The organism is Streptomyces sp. NBC_00490 (assembly GCF_036013645.1).
Classification (GTDB): domain Bacteria; phylum Actinomycetota; class Actinomycetes; order Streptomycetales; family Streptomycetaceae; genus Streptomyces; species Streptomyces canus_F.
The window spans coordinates 2,952,954-2,969,019 of sequence record NZ_CP107869.1 but is presented as its reverse complement, the minus strand read 5'-3'; the positions used below and the strand labels follow the sequence as shown (position 1 = coordinate 2,969,019).

Below are 16,066 nucleotides of genomic sequence, written 5' to 3'. Positions count from 1 at the left end.
TGGGCATGAGCGATCACCCGGTGCTGCACGTGAAGGGCAGGGTCCTGGTCGGACCCGACGACGTCCGCGACGAACTGTGGGTCGTCGACGGCCGGATCTCCTACGACCGTCCCGTCGGCGTCCAGGACGTCCGTACCGTCGTGGGCTGGACCCTGCCCGGTCTGGTCGACGCGCACTGCCACGTGGGCCTCGGCCCCCACGGTCCCGTTCCGCAGGACGTCGCCGAGCAGCAGGCCCTCACCGACCGGGAGGCCGGCACCCTGCTGATCCGCGACGCCGGTTCGCCTTCGGACACCCGCTGGACCGACACCCGCGAGGACCTCCCGAAGATCATCCGCGCCGGCCGCCACATCGCCCGCACCCGCCGCTACCTCCGCGGCTACGCCCACGAGATCGAACCGGAGGACCTGGTCGCGTACGTCGCCCAGGAAGCCCGCCGGGGCGACGGCTGGGTCAAGCTGGTCGGTGACTGGATCGACCGCGACCTCGGCGACCTGGCCCCCAGCTGGCCGCGCGACGCGGCGCGGGCGGCGATCGCCGAGGCCCACCGCCTGGGCGCGAGGGTCACGGCCCACTGCTTCGCGACCTCGTCCCTCCGCGACCTCGTGGAGTCCGGCATCGACTGCATCGAACACGCCACGGGCCTCACCGACGACCTGATCCCCCTCTTCGCCGACCGCGGTGTGGCGATCGTGCCGACCCTGGTCAACATCGCCACGTTCCCGAAACTGGCCGAGGGCGGCGAGTCCAAGTTCCCCCGCTGGTCGGCCCACATCCGCCGCCTCCACGAACGCCGCTACGACACGGTCCGGGGCGCCTACGACGCCGGTATCCCGGTCTACGTCGGCACCGACGCCGGCGGCACCCTGCCGCACGGCCTCGTCGCGGCCGAGGTCGCGGAACTGACCAAGGCGGGCATCCCCCCGACCGAGGCCCTCGCGGCGACGACCTGGGCGGCCCGCGAGTGGCTGGGACGCCCCGGCCTGGAGGAGGGCGCCACGGCCGACCTCGTGGTGTACGACGAGGACCCACGGGCCGATGTACGTGTACTGGCGGCGCCGCGACGGGTCGTGCTGAACGGGCGCGTCGTTGACGGAGCGTGACCGAAAATCGCCCCACGTCGTTGTGCACCCCGGCTCTCGAACCGGCGCGTCAACGGGAGCGTTCGCACACATGGGGACCCAGGGGTGACTTCGAGGAACACCCGTGCCGCACGATTCGAAAAGGTTCACGGAAACACCACGTTGGGGTGAAGTCCCGCCGGAGTGCTGACTGTTCACTCTGAGTGCGTAATTCTTGCCGGGTCCCGAGCAAGTCTCCTCTGAGGGGTCCCCACCTTGAACGGCAAGAATTTCCGCATGCCCGCACGCCGTCTCGCGACCGTCGCGACGGCCACGGCCCTGGCCGCAGGTCCCGCGGTCCTGGCCGGCGCCGGCTCCGCGCACGCGACCGGTGACGAAGGGCGCGCGAGCGCCGTCGTCCTGCGCACCGGGCTCGACGTGTCCCTGCTCAACAAGACCGTGAACGTCCCGCTCGCGGTCTCCCTCAACGAAGTGCGGGCGCCGCAGAGCGCCGAGAAGACCGCGTTGAGCGCCCGGTTGGACGGCGTCGACGGCGGAAAGGCCTTCAGTGTGCTCGACGCGCAGGTGGCGTCGGCGAAGGCGGACGTGACCGACACCAGGGCCGAGGCCTCCACCACCCTCGCCCACGCCAAGCTCCATGTCCCCGGCCTGCCCCTGCTCTCGCTCATCGAGCTCGGCACGGTCACCTCCAAGGCGACGTGCGAGGCCGGCAAGGCCCCGACCGCCACCTCCAACCTGCTGGGCTCGGTCACCGTCCTCGGCAAGAAGGTCACGCTCACCGCCGGCGGCCCGACCGACGTCGAGGTGCCCGGCGTCGGCGAGGTCCGTCTCGACCTCTCCAAAGCCGAGACCACCACGGACACGGCAGCCGCGACCGCCCTCGAACTCACCGTCTCCATCAACCCGTTGAAGCTCAACGTGGCCGAGGTAGAGGGAACCCTGACGCTGGCGAAAGCCACCTGCGAGGCCCCGGCCGCACCCGCCCCCGCGACCACTCCCGCGAAGGACGTGAAGCCCCAAGGCGCCCCCGCCGAAGCGGGGTTGGCCGAGACCGGCGGCAGCTCGACCACCCCGTACATCGTGGGCGGAGCCCTCGCCCTGCTCGTCGCCGGCGCAGGAGCGTTCGTCCTCGCCCGCCGCGCCAGGAACTGATCCCGGGGTCCCGAAGGTCAACAGCCTTTCTCTGTCAGGGCTGTTGACCGACCAATGAAAACGTTTTAACTTCCTCTCGCTCCGACTTCGAGACGTGAGGGGGACCCGTGGCCGCTGTACTACGGGAACGTGCAGGTACCGAGGAGGTGAAGGAGGCGCGCCGTCGATCCGGCGGTGCGCCCCGACGGCGAAAAGGTTTTCAGAACAGGGGCTCACGATCCCTGGTCCTGCTCATGCTGCCCGGCCTCGCCTACTTCCTGCTCTTCCACTACGGCGCCCTCGTCGGCAACGTCATCGCCTTCAAGGAGTACGTCCCCTTCGACGGCATCTGGGGCAGCCCCTGGGTCGGAGTCGGCAACTTCCAGCGGATGTTCGAGGACGCGGCCTTCTGGGACTCCGTCCTCAACACCCTCTGGATCTCCGTCCTCCAGCTGGTCTTCTTCTTCCCGGTGCCGCTCGCCCTGGCCCTGCTCCTGCACAGCCTCACCTGGAGCAGCGTCCGCCGGTTCGTGCAGTCGGTGGCGTATCTCCCGCACTTCATCTCGTGGGTGATCGTCGTCGCCCTCTTCCAGCAGCTCCTCGGCGACACCGGGCTGCTCAACTCAGGCCTGGACGGCATGGGCCTGCACACCGTCGACATCATCGGCAACCCCGACGCCTTCAAGCCGCTCGTCGTCGCCCAGGTGGTCTGGAAGGACGCCGGCTGGGGCACGATCATCTTCCTCGCCGCCCTCGCCCAGGTCGACGAACAGCAGTACGAGGCCGCCGCGATCGACGGCGCCGGACCCTGGCGGCGCTTCTGGCACGTCACGCTGCCCGCCATCCGCCCGGTGATCGTGCTGCTGCTGATCATGCGGCTCGGCGAGATCCTCTCCGTCGGCTTCGAGCAGATGCTGCTCCAGCGCGACGCGGTCGGCCCGGAGGCCGCCGAGATCATCGACACCTTCGTCTACTACCAGGGCATCGTCGGCGGCGACTACGGATTCGCCGCCGCCGCGGGCCTGTTCAAGGGCGTCATCGGCGCCCTCCTCGTCTACGCCGCCAACAAGGTCGCCCACCGCCTCGGCGAACAGGGGGTCTACAAGTGAGCAGCCCCGCACGGCCCGGCTGGATGGAGAAGCCGAAGCCGCTGACCCAGGCAGCCAAGGGCCTCGCCCTCGTGGCGGTCGTCCTCCTGGTCTGCGTCCCGTTCCTCGTCATCGTCTCGACCTCACTCGCCTCCACCGACGAGGTCGTGGCCAACGGCGGCTGGGTGCTCTGGCCGACCGAACCCTCGCTGGACGCCTACCGCGACATCCTCGACGGCGGCATCGTCACCCACGCCCTCGGCGTCAGCGCAGGCGTCACCGTCATCGGCACCCTGCTCAGCCTCGCCTGCACGGTCACCCTCGCCTATGCCCTTTCCCGCCCCGGCGTCTTCGGCGGCAGGCCCGTTCTGTTGCTGGTCCTGTTCACGTTCCTGTTCCCGCCCGGCATGATCCCGAGCTTCCTGCTGGTCAAGGAGCTCGGCCTGCTGGACAGTTACGCCTCGCTCGTTCTGCCGGTCCTCGTGAACGTCTTCAACCTCGTCGTCCTGCGCGGCTTCTTCCAGGGCATCCCCGAGGAGCTGTACGAGGCCGCACGGCTCGACGGGGCGGGGGACTGGCGGGTGCTGTTCTCCGTCGTACTGCCGCTGTCCAAGGCCGCGCTGGCGGTCGTGGGACTGTTCTACGCGGTGGCCTACTGGAACTCCTGGTTCTACGCCTCGCTGTATCTGGAGAGCGATCACTGGCCGCTCCAGCAGGTGCTGCGCACCTATGTGGTGGCCGGCTCCGGACTCACCGACGCGACCACCGGCGAGGGCACGGTCACCGCTCCGCAGACCGTGCAGATGGCGGTCCTGGTGATCGCCACCGTGCCGATCCTGCTGGTCTACCCCTTCCTGCAGAAGTACTTCACCAAGGGCGTGCTCACCGGCGCCATCAAGAGCTGACGCAAGCTCCCACCAGCTGACACGAGGTGATTCACCCATGCCCCGCATGTCCCGTCGCACCCTGCTCGGCTCCATGGCCGCCGTCGCCGTCCCGGGCGTACTGACGGCCTGTTCCACCGGCTCCGGCGACAGCGACGTCTCCAACGCCGGCAAGAAGCTCGCCCCCTGGCCGTCCTACCGGCCCGCCACCGGCCCCAAGCCCGATCTGGCCCCCACCGACGCCGGTGTCCAGGCCGGATACACCGCCTACCCCGCCGAGCTGGTGAAGTCCGTCGCCCGCACCCCCGGCGACGGCTCCACCGTCAAGGTCATGTCGGTGTCCTTCGGCACCCCGCCCAAGCCGGCCTCCGCCAACCGGTTCTGGGCGGCGGTCGAGAAGGCCCTCGGCGTGAAGATCGAGTACACGATCATCTCCCAGGCCGACTACCAGAAGAAGATGGCGACGGTGATGGCGGGCGACCCCGACAGCCTGCCGGACATCATCAACATGTTCTCCGGGTTCGTCCTGCCCCGCGAGGCCGAGTTCGTGCAGCGCAGGGCCGAGGACCTCACCCCGTTCCTGTCGGGCGCGGCCGTCGCCGACTACCCCAACCTCGCCAACATCCCCACCCACGCCTGGCGGGACATGGGCCGCATCGGCGGCCGCGTCTACGGCATCCCCCTGGAACGCCCGCTGCCCGGCTCCACCCTCTGGCTCAACCAGGGGATGTTCACCGACGCCGGCATGACGGAGGGCTGGACCTCCCAGGACTTCGCGGCCGTCGCCAAGAAGGCCACGAGCGGCCGTACCTACGCACTCGGCGCCGCCCAGGGGTCCCTGTTCGGCAACGCCGTGCACTCCGCCGCGCACAACGCGCCCCAGGAGTGGGCCGTCACCAAGTCCGGTGCCTTCCGGCCGGGTTGGGCCGACGAGCGCTTCAAGGCCGCGATCGCCTTCCAGGCCGGACTGCGCAAGGGCGGCGCGTACCACCCGGACGCGACCTCCATCTCCCAGATCGACCTGACGACCCTCTTCTACAACGGCACCGTCGGCTCCATGCAGGACGGCTTCGGCGCCTACCTCCCCAAGTACCGCGAGACGCAGGGCAAGTTGACCCCGGCCGCCGCCCTCCCGTACAGCGTCGACGGCACCCCCGGCGGCATCGTCGCCGCCCGCCGCTCCTTCGGCTACACCGTCCTGAAGAAGGCGAAGAAGGAACGCGTCGAGCTGCTCCTGCGCATCCTCGACTACCTCGCCGCCCCCTTCGGCAGCAAGGAGTGGGAGCTCGTCCACTACGGCGTCGAGGGCACCCACTTCACCCGCGGCAAGGACGGCTCCCCGCAGCCCACCAAGCTCGGCGAGGTCGAGAACAACACCAACCTGCCGCTGAAGTACCTCGCCGAGGGCCCGCAGGTCCTGTTCGTACCGGGGATGCCGGACGCCGTACGGGCCCTGCACGCCTGGCAGCAGCAGACGGTGCCGCACGCCGTCCGCAACGCCTCGTACGGACTCCAGTCCCGCACGAAGAACGCTCAGGGGACCACACTCAAGGCGATGCTCGACGACACGGTCACCGGGATCGTCGCCGGACGGATCCCGCTGTCGGAGTGGGACGCGGCCGTGAAGAAGTGGCGATCGCGGGGCGGCGACAGAATGGCCGAGGAGTTCGCGAAGGACTATGCGGCCAACACGTGACGCTTCGCCGGTGGAGCGCGAGGCGCGGGGGATGGGGAACGGTATGACAGGCAAGGGACGGGTCACGATCCGCGAGGTCGCCGAGCGGGCGGGTGTCTCGACGGCGACGGCGTCGCGCGCGCTCACCGGGAACCATCCCGTGCCCCCCGCGACCCGGGCCCGCGTGCTGCGTGCCGCGCGTGACCTCGACTACGTCGCCAACGCGCACGCCCGGGCACTGGTCGGAGGCGGCCGGAAGATGGCCGCGGTCGTCGTCCGGCAGGTCACCAGCCCCTTCTACGCCCAGGTCGCCGAGGGCGTCGAGGCCGAGGCCGCCGACCGGGGCTGGCTGTGCGTCGTGGGCGCCACCGGCGGGGATCCGCAGCGGGAGATGGAGTTCGTGCAGCTCATGCGGGAGGAGGGGGCGCGGCTGGTGATCCTGGTGGGCGGCGTGGTCGAGGACGACGCGTACCGGTCGCGGGTGGCTCACTACGCGCAGGCGCTGGACTCGTCGGGGGCGCGGCTCGTGCTGTGCGGGCGTCCGGCGCCGGACCCGGAGATCCCGGCGCTGGTCGTGGAGTTCGACAACGAGGCGGGGGCGCGGGCGATCACGGGGTACCTGCTGTCGGCGGGGCATCGGCGGATCGTCTTCCTCGGCGGGCTCCCCGGGAACACGGCTCTGGACGCTCGTGTCGCCGGTTACCGTGCGGCGCTTGCCGAGCATGGGTTGCCTGTTGAGGACGCGCGTGTCGTCGACTGCGGGCTCGGGCGGGCGGCCGGGTTGCGGGCGATGACCGAACTGCTCAAGGAGACGCGGGAGTTCACCGCGGTGGTGGCCGGTGACGACATGGTCGCGGCGGGGGCGCTCCGCGCGATAGCGGATGCGGGGCTGAGGGTGCCGGATGACGTTTCCGTCGTGGGTTACAACGACATCCCGCTCGCCGAGGACTTCAATCCGCCGCTGACCACTGTCCGTACGCCTGCCGAGGAACTGGGGCGGGCTGCCGTGCGGATCGCCCTGCGGGATCCGAACAGTGCGGCCGGGAGCCACCATCTGCTGGGCACGCACATCGTCGTTCGCGGCAGTGTCGCACCGCTGGATCGGCCGTCGTGAGGCTGCCGGTGCGTCGTGGCTGGTCGCGCAGTTCCCCGCGCCCCTAGGTACGTTGACCGACCGCCCCTTGAACAGAACCGGAGGGCTCAGTCCCGTATGACCGCGCCGTATGTGTCGCCCCCTGACGACCCGACGCATCTTCCCGACCTTCCACCCCAGGACCTGGAGACCTCGCCCCTCACCGGCTGGACCCGCGTCCACTGGGAAGCTCTCGCCGACCGGCTTCTCGGGGGCCTGCTCCCTTACGCCTCTCCGAACTACGCCCAGTACCGGCTCCCCGGGCCTCCCAGCCACTCCGGCCCTTGGTCCGACGGGCTCGAAGGGTTCGCCCGGTCCTTTCTGCTCGCCGCGTTCCGTATCGCGGGTGCCGAGGGTCGGGTCGACCCCGCCCTCGTCGAGCGGTACGCGGCAGGGCTGGCCGCCGGTACCGATCCGTACGGTGAGGAGCGGTGGCCGCCCATCACCGACCGGGGGCAGCCGATGGTCGAGGCGGCCTCGATCGCCATCGCGCTGCACGAGTCGCGGCCCTGGCTCTGGGATCAACTGGATGACACCGTACGAGGTCAAGTCACCGAGTGGCTGGGCCACTTCGTCGGGGCCGTCGCCAATGACTCCAACTGGCGGCTCTTCCAGGTCATCACGGAGGAGTTCCTCGCCTCCGTCGGCGCCCCCCATAGTCGTGGCGAGATCGACGCCGGGCTCGCCAGGCTGGACGACTGGTACCGGGGCGGGGGCTGGTACACGGACGGCGACGGCAAGAAGTTCGACTACTACAACGCCTGGGCGCTGCACCTGTACCCGGTGCTGTGGGCGCGGATCGCCGGCCCCCGTGCGGACGTCGGCACCGTCGCCCGGCACCGGGCCCGACTGCGGGAGTTCCTCGCCGCCCACCAGTACTTCTTCGGTTCCGACGGCGCCCCCGTCCACCAGGGCCGCTCCCTCACCTACCGTTTCGCCGCGGCCGCCCCCCTGTGGGCCGGCGCCCTCGCGGACGCCACCCCGCTGCCGCCCGGCCGCACCCGGCGGCTGGCCTCCGGCACCCTGAAGCACTTCGCCGAGCGGGGCGCGCCCGACGAACACGGTCTGCTCAGCCTCGGCTGGTACCGGCCCTTCCTCCCCGTCACCCAGCGCTACTCGGGCCCCGCCTCCCCGTACTGGGCCAGCAAGGCCTTCCTCGGCCTCCTCCTGCCCGGGACCCACCCCGTGTGGACGGCCACCGAGGAACCCGGCCCCGTCGACACCGCCGACTCCACCCTCGCCCTGCCCGCCCCGGGCTGGCTGCTGCACTCCACGGCGGCCGACGGGATCGTCCGGCTCGTCAACCACGGCAGCGACCGCCTCCCGCCCCCACCGGCCACGGACGGGGACAGCCCGCACTACGCCAAGCTCGCCTACTCCAGCGCCACCGCTCCGGACACACCGACCGGGCCCGACAACCACATCGCCCTCCTCGGCCCGGACGGGACACCGTCCGAACGGGGACGCATCCACCCCCTGGGCGTCGAGAGCCGACGCGCCGCCTCCCGCCAGACCGCTGGGATCGAGACGGTGAGCGTCGTCCACGGACCGTGGGAGGTACGGGTCCACCGGGTCCCGGGCAACTCACGGGTACGCGAAGGGGGTTGGGCCGTCGCCGACGACACCGCGGCACCCCACGCGCAGACCGGCCCCGGCCGCGCCCTAGCCCGCCGCACGGACGGCCTCACGAGCGCCCTCGTCGCCCTGTACGGCTGGGGCGACGCCGAGGGGACGGTCGTCCGCACCCTCGACGCCAACGCCTACGGACGCCACTCCGCGACCCCGGTCCTCGAAGGCACCGGCCCGCTCCTGGTCACCCTCGTCGTCCTGACCAAGGGTGACGCCCGCACCACCGGAGCGAGCGCCGCGGTCGACGACGAGGGCGCCGTCGACATCCGCTTCCCGGACGGAACCCGGGAGCGGGTCAGTACTTCGCCAGGACCATCGCCTGATCCAGCGCCTGGAGGAACGAGTTGACCGTCTGCCGGTCCCGCACCGCCAGCCGCAGCCACTCCTCGTCCAGACCCGGGAACGTGTCCCCGCGCCGCACCGCGAAACCGAGGTCGCGCAGATGCCGGCGTACGCCTGCCGCACGAGGCAGCCGTACGAGGACGAAGGGGCCCTCCGCCGGTTCGGCCACCGTCAGTCCGTCCGGGGCGAACTCCCGTAGCCCCGCGACGAGATGGGCGCGGTCGGCGGCGATGCGGTGGGCGGCGTGGGCCGCCTCGGCCAGGGCCTGCGGCTCGACGCACGCCTGGGCCGCGGCGAGCGCCGGGGTGGACACCGGCCACAGGGGCTGGGCGCGCTCCAGTTCCGCGACGGTCTCCGGGGCGGCCAGGACGTAGCCGATGCGCAGGCCCGCCAGACCCCAGGTCTTCGTCAGGCTGCGCAGGACGACCAGACCGGGGATGTCCGTGCGGCCCGCCAGCGCCTCGCGCTCGCCCGGCACCGCGTCCATGAACGCCTCGTCCACCACCAAGGTCCGCCCCGGACGGGCCAGTCGGGCGAGGGTGTCGGCCGGGTGCAGGACGGAGGTGGGGTTGGTCGGGTTGCCGATCACCACCAGGTCCGCGTCTTCCGGGACGGCCGCCGGGTCCAGGCGGAAGCCGTCCTCCTGGCTCAGCAGCAGCCGCTCGACCGTGTGGCCCGCGTCCCGCAGCGCCGCCTCCGGCTCCGTGAACTGCGGGTGCACGACGAGCGGCCGGCGGACATCCAGGGCACGGGCGAGGAGCACGAAGGCCTCCGCCGCGCCCGCCGTCAGCAGGACGCGTTCCGCCGGGAGACCGTGCCGTGCCGCGACCGCAGCCCGCGCGTCCCGGCCGTCCGGGTAGGCGGCCAGGCCGGTCAGCGACTCGGCGATCCGCTCCCGCAGCCACGCCGGGGGCGTGTTCGCGCGGACGTTCACGGCGAGGTCGGTGAGCCGGGCCCCGTCGTCGCGGACCTCCGCGTCGCCGTGGTGGCGGAGGTCGTGCGCCGCCGCCCCCTCCGCGTCAGTGCGCATGGGAGGGGGCGCCATGGTGGTGTCCGTGGTGGTGATGGTGGCCGTCGTCGTCGGGGTGGAAGTGCGGCTGCTGCGGCAGACCGACCTTGTCCTCGAAGCCCGGCAGCGCGATGCGGTACACGCACGAGTCGCAGTTCATCCGCAGATCGCCCGCGACGGCCTCCCGGTACCGCTCCATCACCAGGTCGAGCAGCTCCGGCTCCGGACCGATGACGTCCGCCGAGCGCACCTCGACCTCCGGGTGGGCGGCCGCCCAGCCCTCGGTCTGCTGCCGGACCCGCTCCGGGAGGATGCCGGTGAACAGGAAGTAGGGGAGTACGACGATCCGCCGCGCGCCCAGCTTCACACACCGGTCGAGCCCGCTCGGCACGTCCGGCGCGGCCAGCGACACGAACGCCGTCTCCACCCCCGCGTACCCACGCCCCTCCCACAGCAGCCGGGCCGCCTTGTACACCTCGGCGTTGGCGTCCGGGTCGGTCGAGCCGCGCCCGACGAGCAGCACGGTCACGTCCGAACGGTCACCGGGGGAGCGCTCGGCGGAGCCGAGGGCCTCGTCCAGCCGCCGCTCCAGCACCGACAGCAGCGCCGGGTGCGGTCCCAGCGGACGGCCGTAGGCGTACGAGATCCCGGTGTGCCGCTCCTTCTCGCGGGCCAGCGCCGCCGGGATGTCACCCTTGGCGTGCCCGGCGGACACCAGCATCAGCGGTACGGCGGCGAACCGCCGTACACCCCGCTCCACCAGCTCGGCGACGGCCTCGCCCAGCGGCGGTGGGGACAGCTCGATGAAGCCGCCCGCGACGGGCAGTTCGGGGTTGCGGCGCCCCAGCTCCCGTACGAAGTCGCGGAACGCCTCGGCGCCGGCCTCGTCCCGGGTGCCATGGCCGGCGATGAGCAGGGCGGGCTGGGGGGTGGTCACGATGTCTCCTCGGAAGACGGAACGGGGTGGTACAGCAGGGCGTTGAGCGCGGCCGAGGCGACCGCCGAGCCGCCCTTCTCGGACACGTTGCTCACGGCGGGCAGCCCGCTCTCGCGCAGCGCGGCCTTGGACTCGACCGCGCCGACGAAGCCGACGGGCAGACCGATGACGAGCGCCGGGGCGGCGTCCAGGGTCAGCAGCTCCTCCAGCGCGGTGGGCGCGTTGCCGATGACCCACAGGGCGCCGGGTCCGACCTGCTCGTAGGCGAGCCGGACGGCGTGCGCGGAACGGGTCAGCCCCGCCCCGGCCACGGCGTCCCGCAGCCGGCAGACGGTCTCGCGCCGGGTGATGCCGGCCGCGACCATCTCCACGTCCACGACGACGGGCGCACCGCCGTGCAGGGCCGCGTGCGCCTTCTCCAGCTCGCCCTCGTCCATGACGAGATCGCTCGCGTACTCCAGGTCGGCGGCGGAGTGGATGACCCTCTCGACCACTGACCGGGTCAGTGGCGGGAAGTGCGAGGTGTCCAGGCGGGCGCGCAGCCGCCGGTAGGACTCCACCTCGATCGGATGGACCTCACGGATCACCGGGCGCCCTCCTCTGCCGTCTGCCAGCGGTAGCCGCGCGGCGTCACCATGCGCCCCGCGATGTCACGGGTAGCCGTGTTGCCCACGGTCACCACCGTCATCATGTCGACCGTCGCCGGATCCAGGGAGCCCAGTGACGTGAGACGACTGGACTCGTCCGGCCGCGACGCGTTCCGTACGACACCGACCGGCGTCGTCGGCTCCCGGTGCTCGGAGAGGATCGCGAGCGCCTTCGGCAGCTGCCAGTCCCGGCCGCGCGAGCGGGGGTTGTAGAAGGTGACCACGATGTCCGCCTCGGCCGCCGCACGCACCCGCCGCTCGATGACCTCCCACGGAGTGTGCAGGTCGGAGAGGCTGATGGACACGTGGTCGTGGCCCAGGGGCGCGCCGAGAAGGGCCGCCGCGGCGAGGGCGGCGGTCACCCCCGGTACGCCGATCACGTCGATGTCGTCGGACGCCTCGGCGAGCGCGGGGGAGGCCATGGCGTACACGCCCGCGTCCCCGCTGCCGATCAGCGCGACGGCCTGCCCTTGGCGGGCCTCCGCCACGGCGGTCCGCGCCCGCTCCTCCTCGGCCCCGAGCCCCGACTCCAGGATCCGGGTGCCGGGCCGCAGCAGATCGCGGATCTGGTCGACGTACTGGTCAAGGCCGACGAGCACCGAAGCCCGCCGCAACTCCGCCTTCGCGCGGGGCGTGAGCAGGTCACGGGCGCCGGGGCCGAGCCCGACGACCGCGAGCCGGCCGCGCGCGGGACGCCGTACGACGGCGCAGGTCGCCATGGCCGGCAGCCCGTCCGCACGCTCCGACTTCCGCTTGGGGACGAGGAGTTCGCCGCCCCGGACGAGCGCGGCGGCCTCCGCCACCGACGGCGTGCCCACGGCGGCGAGGGGCGCGCCGGAGGGGTTCGGGACCTCGACGGACGCCAACTCCCCGGCGGAGTACGTCACCAGGGGCACGCCGAGCCGCTGAGCCGCCCCGACGATGCCGGGCTCCTCGGACTTGGCGTCCACGGTGGCCAGTTCGGCGACCGACGCGGCCGACAGCCCGGCGTCCCGCAGCGCACCCTCGATCAGGCCCAGCACCTCGTCCACCGGCGCCCCCTTCGAGGCACCGACCCCGACCACGAGGGACGGCGGCCGCAGCACGACCTCGCGCTCGGCCGCCTTCACGAGACGGTCGGTGAGACGGACGCGGTACTCGCCCTCCTCCGTGACCTTCAGCGCGGGCAGCGGCCACGCGAAGTCCGCCCTGAGAGCCACCGGTTCACCGTCGAGCAGCGCCCGCGACACCGCGGCGACATCGCCCTCCACCGGGAACCCGAGCGTGTCCAGGCCCGGCAGCCCGACGGCGTCCGTGGCCGTCGTCACCACCGGTTCCGCGCCCAGCAACTCCCCGACCTCACGGGCGAGTTCATTGGCGCCGCCGCCATGCCCGCCGACGAGCGACACGGCGAACCGCCCGCCCTCGTCGACACACACCACACCCGGGTCCGACGACTTGTCGCCGAGCAGCGGCGCGACCAGCCGCACCACGGCCCCCGTGGCGAGGAAACACACGAGCTGCTCGCACTCCGCGAACGCGGCCCGTACGGCATCCCCGACGGGACCCTCGTACACACGCGTCCGCTCCGGCCACGCCGCGGCCAGCCGGTCCCGCGCAGCCGCCCCCGCCGAGGTGGCGGAAATGAGGCCGATCACTGAGCAACTCCTTCTTCAGGGTCGGGGATTCGGACCCCCCACAACAGAAAAACAGGATTGGTGGCCGCCAGCCGGGTCACCTCACCCGGCAGCGGCGCGAGCCGCGAGGACTGCAACAGCACTCCGTCACAGGTGAACCCGGCCCCGGTGAGCGCCTCACGCACTCTTGGCACCCGGTCGAGCGCCGCCATCGCGACCACGACCGTGCGCCGGGCCCGTCGCGCACACGCCGTGACGATGGCGGGCAGCTCGCGCCCCCCACCGCCGATGAACACGGCGTCCGGGTCGTCGAGATCGGACAGCACGGTCGGCGCGGCCCCGTGCACGGCCCGGACGTCGACACCGTGCGCCGCCGCGTTGGCGCGGATCCGCTCCACGCCGTCCCGGGTCTTCTCGACCGCGACGACGGCGGCCCCGAACCGCGCGCACTCCACGGCCACGGACCCGGAGCCCGCGCCGATGTCCCAGACCAGCTCACCGAGCCGGGGACCGAGCCGGGCCAGTGCCAGCGCCCGCACCTCGAACTTGGTGATCATCGAGTCGCGATGGGTGAACTCGCCCTCGTGCAGGGCCCATTGCGCGGGCCCGGGCGTGGCCCCGGCGACCGTCCGCACGGCACCGAGCGCCCGCGCCTCGTCCAGGCACAGCACCACGCTCACCGCCGTCCCCCAGTCCCGGGCGGCGGCCTCGGAGGGCGTGACCCGCTCGACGCGCTCCTCCGGAGACCCGAGCGCGGACGCCACGACGAGGACCCGGTCGTCGGACCTGAGCGCGGCCCCGATCTCCGCGGGCCCGGCCCCCGGCCCGGTCAGCACGGCGACCTTGGGCCGCGCCCGGCACACGTTGACGGCCGTACGAAGGTCCCTGCCGTGTGCGCTGACCACCACGGCGTCGTCCCACGGCAGCCCGGCGCGCGCGAACGCGGCGGCGACGGAGGAGACCCCGGCACGGACATCGAGCCGCTCGGCCCCGAACCGCTCGGCCAGCACCCGGACGATCCCGAAGAACCCGGGGTCGCCGGAGGCCAGCACGACCACCCGGTCCTGCTTGTCCAGATGCCGCTCGATGACGTCCAGCGCGGGCGCGAGCGGCCCGAGGACGACCTGCTCGACGTCCCCGGGGACGGCCGCGGCCGCCAGATGACGCCGGCCGCCCACGACCAGCCGGGCCCCGGCCAGCACCTCGGCGGGAACCGGCGTCCCCGTGCCCGTACCGAAGACCGTGATCACGTACTCGCACCCCGCTGCCGCAACGCCCGGCGGGCCTCCGGGTCGGCCTTGCGGTACCCGTGGAAGTGGCCGGGGTGGTAGAGGTGCGAGCGGGTGCCCTCGGCGTCGAGCGCCGGGCCGACGAGGAAGAGGGTGTGCTTCCAGAGCTTGTGCTCCTTGACGGTCTCCTCCAGCGTCTCGATCGTGCACCGCACGATGAGCTCCTCGGGCCAGGTGGCCTGGTAGGCGACGACGACGGGGGTGGAGGTCGGATAGCCGCCCTCGAGCAGCTCCCGCACGAGTTGCCCGCTACGGGCCGCCGACAGGAAGATCGCCATGGTGGTCCCGTGCTTGGCGAACTCCCGTACCTCCTCGCCGGGCGGCATCGGCGTCTTGCCGCCGCCGAGCCGGGTGAGGACGACGGACTGTGCGACCTCCGGGATGGTCAGCTCGCGCCGGGCGAGCGCGGCGACGGCGGAGAACGCGGAGACGCCGGGGATCACCTCGGTGGCGATCCCGATCCGGTCGCACCGGTCGAGCTGCTCCTGGGTGCCGCCCCACAGGGCGGGGTCGCCGGAGTGGATACGGGCGACGCGCAGGCCCTCGGCGGCGGCCCGCTCGTACACGGCGACGACGTCCTCCAGGGACATGGTCGCCGAGTCGAGGATCTCCGCGTCCTCCCGCGCGTGCTCCAGAACCTCCGCCTGGACCAGGCTGGCCGCCCAGATCACGACGTCGGCCTCGGCGATCGCGCGCGCGGCACGGAACGTCAGCAGGTCGGCGGCGCCGGGGCCGGCACCGACGAAGGTCACCTTGCCGGCAGGGGCGTCGGCCATGGTTTCGGGTCCTCTCGAACGAAGATTCACGGAGCTTCACAGGGCAGCTGGATGTGCGCGCACAGGGCCTGATCGGATACGAAGGGCCCATGGCGGTGTTCGTCGCGCTCGGCGCGTTCCTGATGACGTTGGCCGGCGGCTGGACGGCACAACGCGTCACCGACCGCCGTCACCTCGTCCTCGGCCTGGCCGGCGGCCTGATGCTGGGCGTGGTGGGCCTGGACCTGCTGCCGGAGGCGCTGGAGGCGGCGGGCACCGAGGTGTTCGGCGTACCGGCGGCACTCCTGCTGTTCGTGGCCGGCTTCCTGTTGGCCCATCTGGTGGAACGTCTGCTGGCGGTCCGCCAGGCGGCCCACGGCGGTGAGGAGCACGACGGCCGGGTCCCCGAGGTGGGCCTGACGGCCGCGGCCGCGATGGTCGGTCACAGCGCGATGGACGGCGTGGCGATCGGCGCGGCCTTCCAGGTCGGCGGCGGCATGGGCACGGCCGTCGCCCTGGCGGTGATCGCCCACGACTTCGCGGACGGCTTCAACACGTACACGATCACGAGCCTGTACGGGAACGCCCGCCGCAAAGCCCTCGCGATGCTGTTCGCGGACGCGGTGGCCCCGGTGGCGGGAGCCGCGTCCACCCTGTTCCTCACCATCCCGGAGCAGCTGCTCGGCGCCTATCTGGGCTTCTTCGGCGGCGCGCTCCTCTACCTGGCGGCGGCCGAGATCCTCCCCGAGGCGCACCACGAACACCCCGCCCGCTCGACCCTGCTGTGCACGGTCGCGGGTGCGGCGTTCATCTGGCTGGTGGTCGGCGTCGCCGACTGAGCCTCTGGCGG

The 16,066-nt window shown here is 72.4% G+C and carries 14 protein-coding genes; 8 read left to right on the top strand and 6 right to left on the bottom strand.

The features are described from left to right. The first annotated feature begins 5 nt into the window (after nucleotides 1–5). From OG381_RS13340 to OG381_RS13310, 7 genes are all read left to right on the top strand, one after another. Nucleotides 6–1,103 (top strand): amidohydrolase family protein, encoded by a 1,098-nt coding sequence (locus OG381_RS13340; protein ID WP_327716319.1) that lies wholly within the window; start codon nucleotides 6–8, stop codon nucleotides 1,101–1,103. Between the two features lie 234 nt (nucleotides 1,104–1,337). Then, the gene (locus tag OG381_RS13335) at nucleotides 1,338–2,234 is read left to right on the top strand and encodes an SCO1860 family LAETG-anchored protein (RefSeq protein WP_327716318.1); all 897 of its coding nucleotides are present in this window, start codon (nucleotides 1,338–1,340) and stop codon (nucleotides 2,232–2,234) included. 233 nt (nucleotides 2,235–2,467) lie between these two features. Then, nucleotides 2,468–3,322, top strand: coding sequence for an ABC transporter permease (locus OG381_RS13330; protein WP_327716317.1), 855 nt, complete (start codon nucleotides 2,468–2,470; stop codon nucleotides 3,320–3,322). Then, a complete protein-coding gene (locus tag OG381_RS13325) occupies nucleotides 3,319–4,206 on the top strand; it encodes a carbohydrate ABC transporter permease (RefSeq protein WP_327716316.1) in 888 nt (295 codons plus the stop codon). The genes OG381_RS13330 and OG381_RS13325 overlap by 4 nt, the downstream gene beginning before the upstream one ends. A 37-nt stretch (nucleotides 4,207–4,243) precedes the next feature. Continuing rightward, on the top strand, nucleotides 4,244–5,881 hold the full coding sequence (locus tag OG381_RS13320; protein ID WP_327716315.1) for a sugar ABC transporter substrate-binding protein: 1,638 nt from the start codon (nucleotides 4,244–4,246) through the stop codon (nucleotides 5,879–5,881). A 43-nt stretch (nucleotides 5,882–5,924) separates the two neighbouring features. Beyond that, the gene (locus OG381_RS13315; protein WP_327716314.1) at nucleotides 5,925–6,974 is read left to right on the top strand and encodes a LacI family DNA-binding transcriptional regulator; all 1,050 of its coding nucleotides are present in this window, start codon (nucleotides 5,925–5,927) and stop codon (nucleotides 6,972–6,974) included. Nucleotides 6,975–7,070: 96 nt separating this feature from the next. After that, complete coding sequence (locus OG381_RS13310; protein ID WP_327716313.1) at nucleotides 7,071–8,969, top strand: DUF2264 domain-containing protein; 1,899 nt, start codon at nucleotides 7,071–7,073, stop codon at nucleotides 8,967–8,969. On the opposite strand, the gene cobC is transcribed toward OG381_RS13310, so the two are convergent. The 6 genes from cobC to cobM are packed head-to-tail and all read right to left on the bottom strand — an operon-like array spanning nucleotide 8,917 to nucleotide 15,237. After that, on the bottom strand, nucleotides 8,917–9,993 hold the full coding sequence (gene cobC / locus OG381_RS13305; protein ID WP_327716312.1) for an Rv2231c family pyridoxal phosphate-dependent protein CobC: 1,077 nt from the start codon (nucleotides 9,991–9,993) through the stop codon (nucleotides 8,917–8,919). The two genes, OG381_RS13310 and cobC, sit on opposite strands and share 53 nt — an antisense overlap. Then, on the bottom strand, nucleotides 9,983–10,909 hold the full coding sequence (locus tag OG381_RS13300; protein ID WP_327716311.1) for a sirohydrochlorin chelatase: 927 nt from the start codon (nucleotides 10,907–10,909) through the stop codon (nucleotides 9,983–9,985). The genes cobC and OG381_RS13300 overlap by 11 nt, the downstream gene beginning before the upstream one ends. Then, nucleotides 10,906–11,496, bottom strand: a complete 591-nt coding sequence (locus OG381_RS13295; RefSeq protein ID WP_327716309.1) for a precorrin-8X methylmutase — start codon at nucleotides 11,494–11,496, stop codon at nucleotides 10,906–10,908. Before OG381_RS13295 ends, OG381_RS13300 begins: the two co-directional genes overlap by 4 nt. Further along, entirely contained in the window at nucleotides 11,493–13,193 is a 1,701-nt protein-coding gene (cobJ, locus tag OG381_RS13290) for a precorrin-3B C(17)-methyltransferase (RefSeq protein ID WP_327716308.1), read from the bottom strand. The genes OG381_RS13295 and cobJ overlap by 4 nt, the downstream gene beginning before the upstream one ends. Continuing rightward, a complete protein-coding gene (gene cbiE / locus OG381_RS13285; protein ID WP_327716307.1) occupies nucleotides 13,190–14,422 on the bottom strand; it encodes a precorrin-6y C5,15-methyltransferase (decarboxylating) subunit CbiE in 1,233 nt (410 codons plus the stop codon). The genes cobJ and cbiE overlap by 4 nt, the downstream gene beginning before the upstream one ends. Next, nucleotides 14,419–15,237 (bottom strand): precorrin-4 C(11)-methyltransferase, encoded by an 819-nt coding sequence (gene cobM, locus OG381_RS13280; protein WP_327716306.1) that lies wholly within the window; start codon nucleotides 15,235–15,237, stop codon nucleotides 14,419–14,421. The genes cbiE and cobM overlap by 4 nt, the downstream gene beginning before the upstream one ends. 89 nt (nucleotides 15,238–15,326) lie before the next feature. On the opposite strand from cobM, the gene OG381_RS13275 reads away from it, so the two are divergent. Further along, a complete protein-coding gene (locus OG381_RS13275) occupies nucleotides 15,327–16,055 on the top strand; it encodes a ZIP family metal transporter (protein WP_327716305.1) in 729 nt (242 codons plus the stop codon). Nucleotides 16,056–16,066: the final 11 nt, after the last annotated feature.

Bases quoted from the DNA above. Each gene is read 5' to 3' on its own strand.
- OG381_RS13340 (WP_327716319.1), top strand. From the start codon at position 6: ATGAGCGATCACCCGGTGCTGCACGTGAAGGGCAGGGTCCTGGTCGGA.
- OG381_RS13330 (WP_327716317.1), top strand. From the start codon at position 2,468: ATGCTGCCCGGCCTCGCCTACTTCCTGCTCTTCCACTACGGCGCCCTC.
- OG381_RS13320 (WP_327716315.1), top strand. From the start codon at position 4,244: ATGCCCCGCATGTCCCGTCGCACCCTGCTCGGCTCCATGGCCGCCGTC.
- OG381_RS13315 (WP_327716314.1), top strand. From the start codon at position 5,925: ATGACAGGCAAGGGACGGGTCACGATCCGCGAGGTCGCCGAGCGGGCG.
- OG381_RS13310 (WP_327716313.1), top strand. From the start codon at position 7,071: ATGACCGCGCCGTATGTGTCGCCCCCTGACGACCCGACGCATCTTCCC.
- cobC (WP_327716312.1), bottom strand. From the start codon at position 9,993: ATGCGCACTGACGCGGAGGGGGCGGCGGCGCACGACCTCCGCCACCAC.
- cobM (WP_327716306.1), bottom strand. From the start codon at position 15,237: ATGGCCGACGCCCCTGCCGGCAAGGTGACCTTCGTCGGTGCCGGCCCC.
- OG381_RS13275 (WP_327716305.1), top strand. From the start codon at position 15,327: ATGGCGGTGTTCGTCGCGCTCGGCGCGTTCCTGATGACGTTGGCCGGC.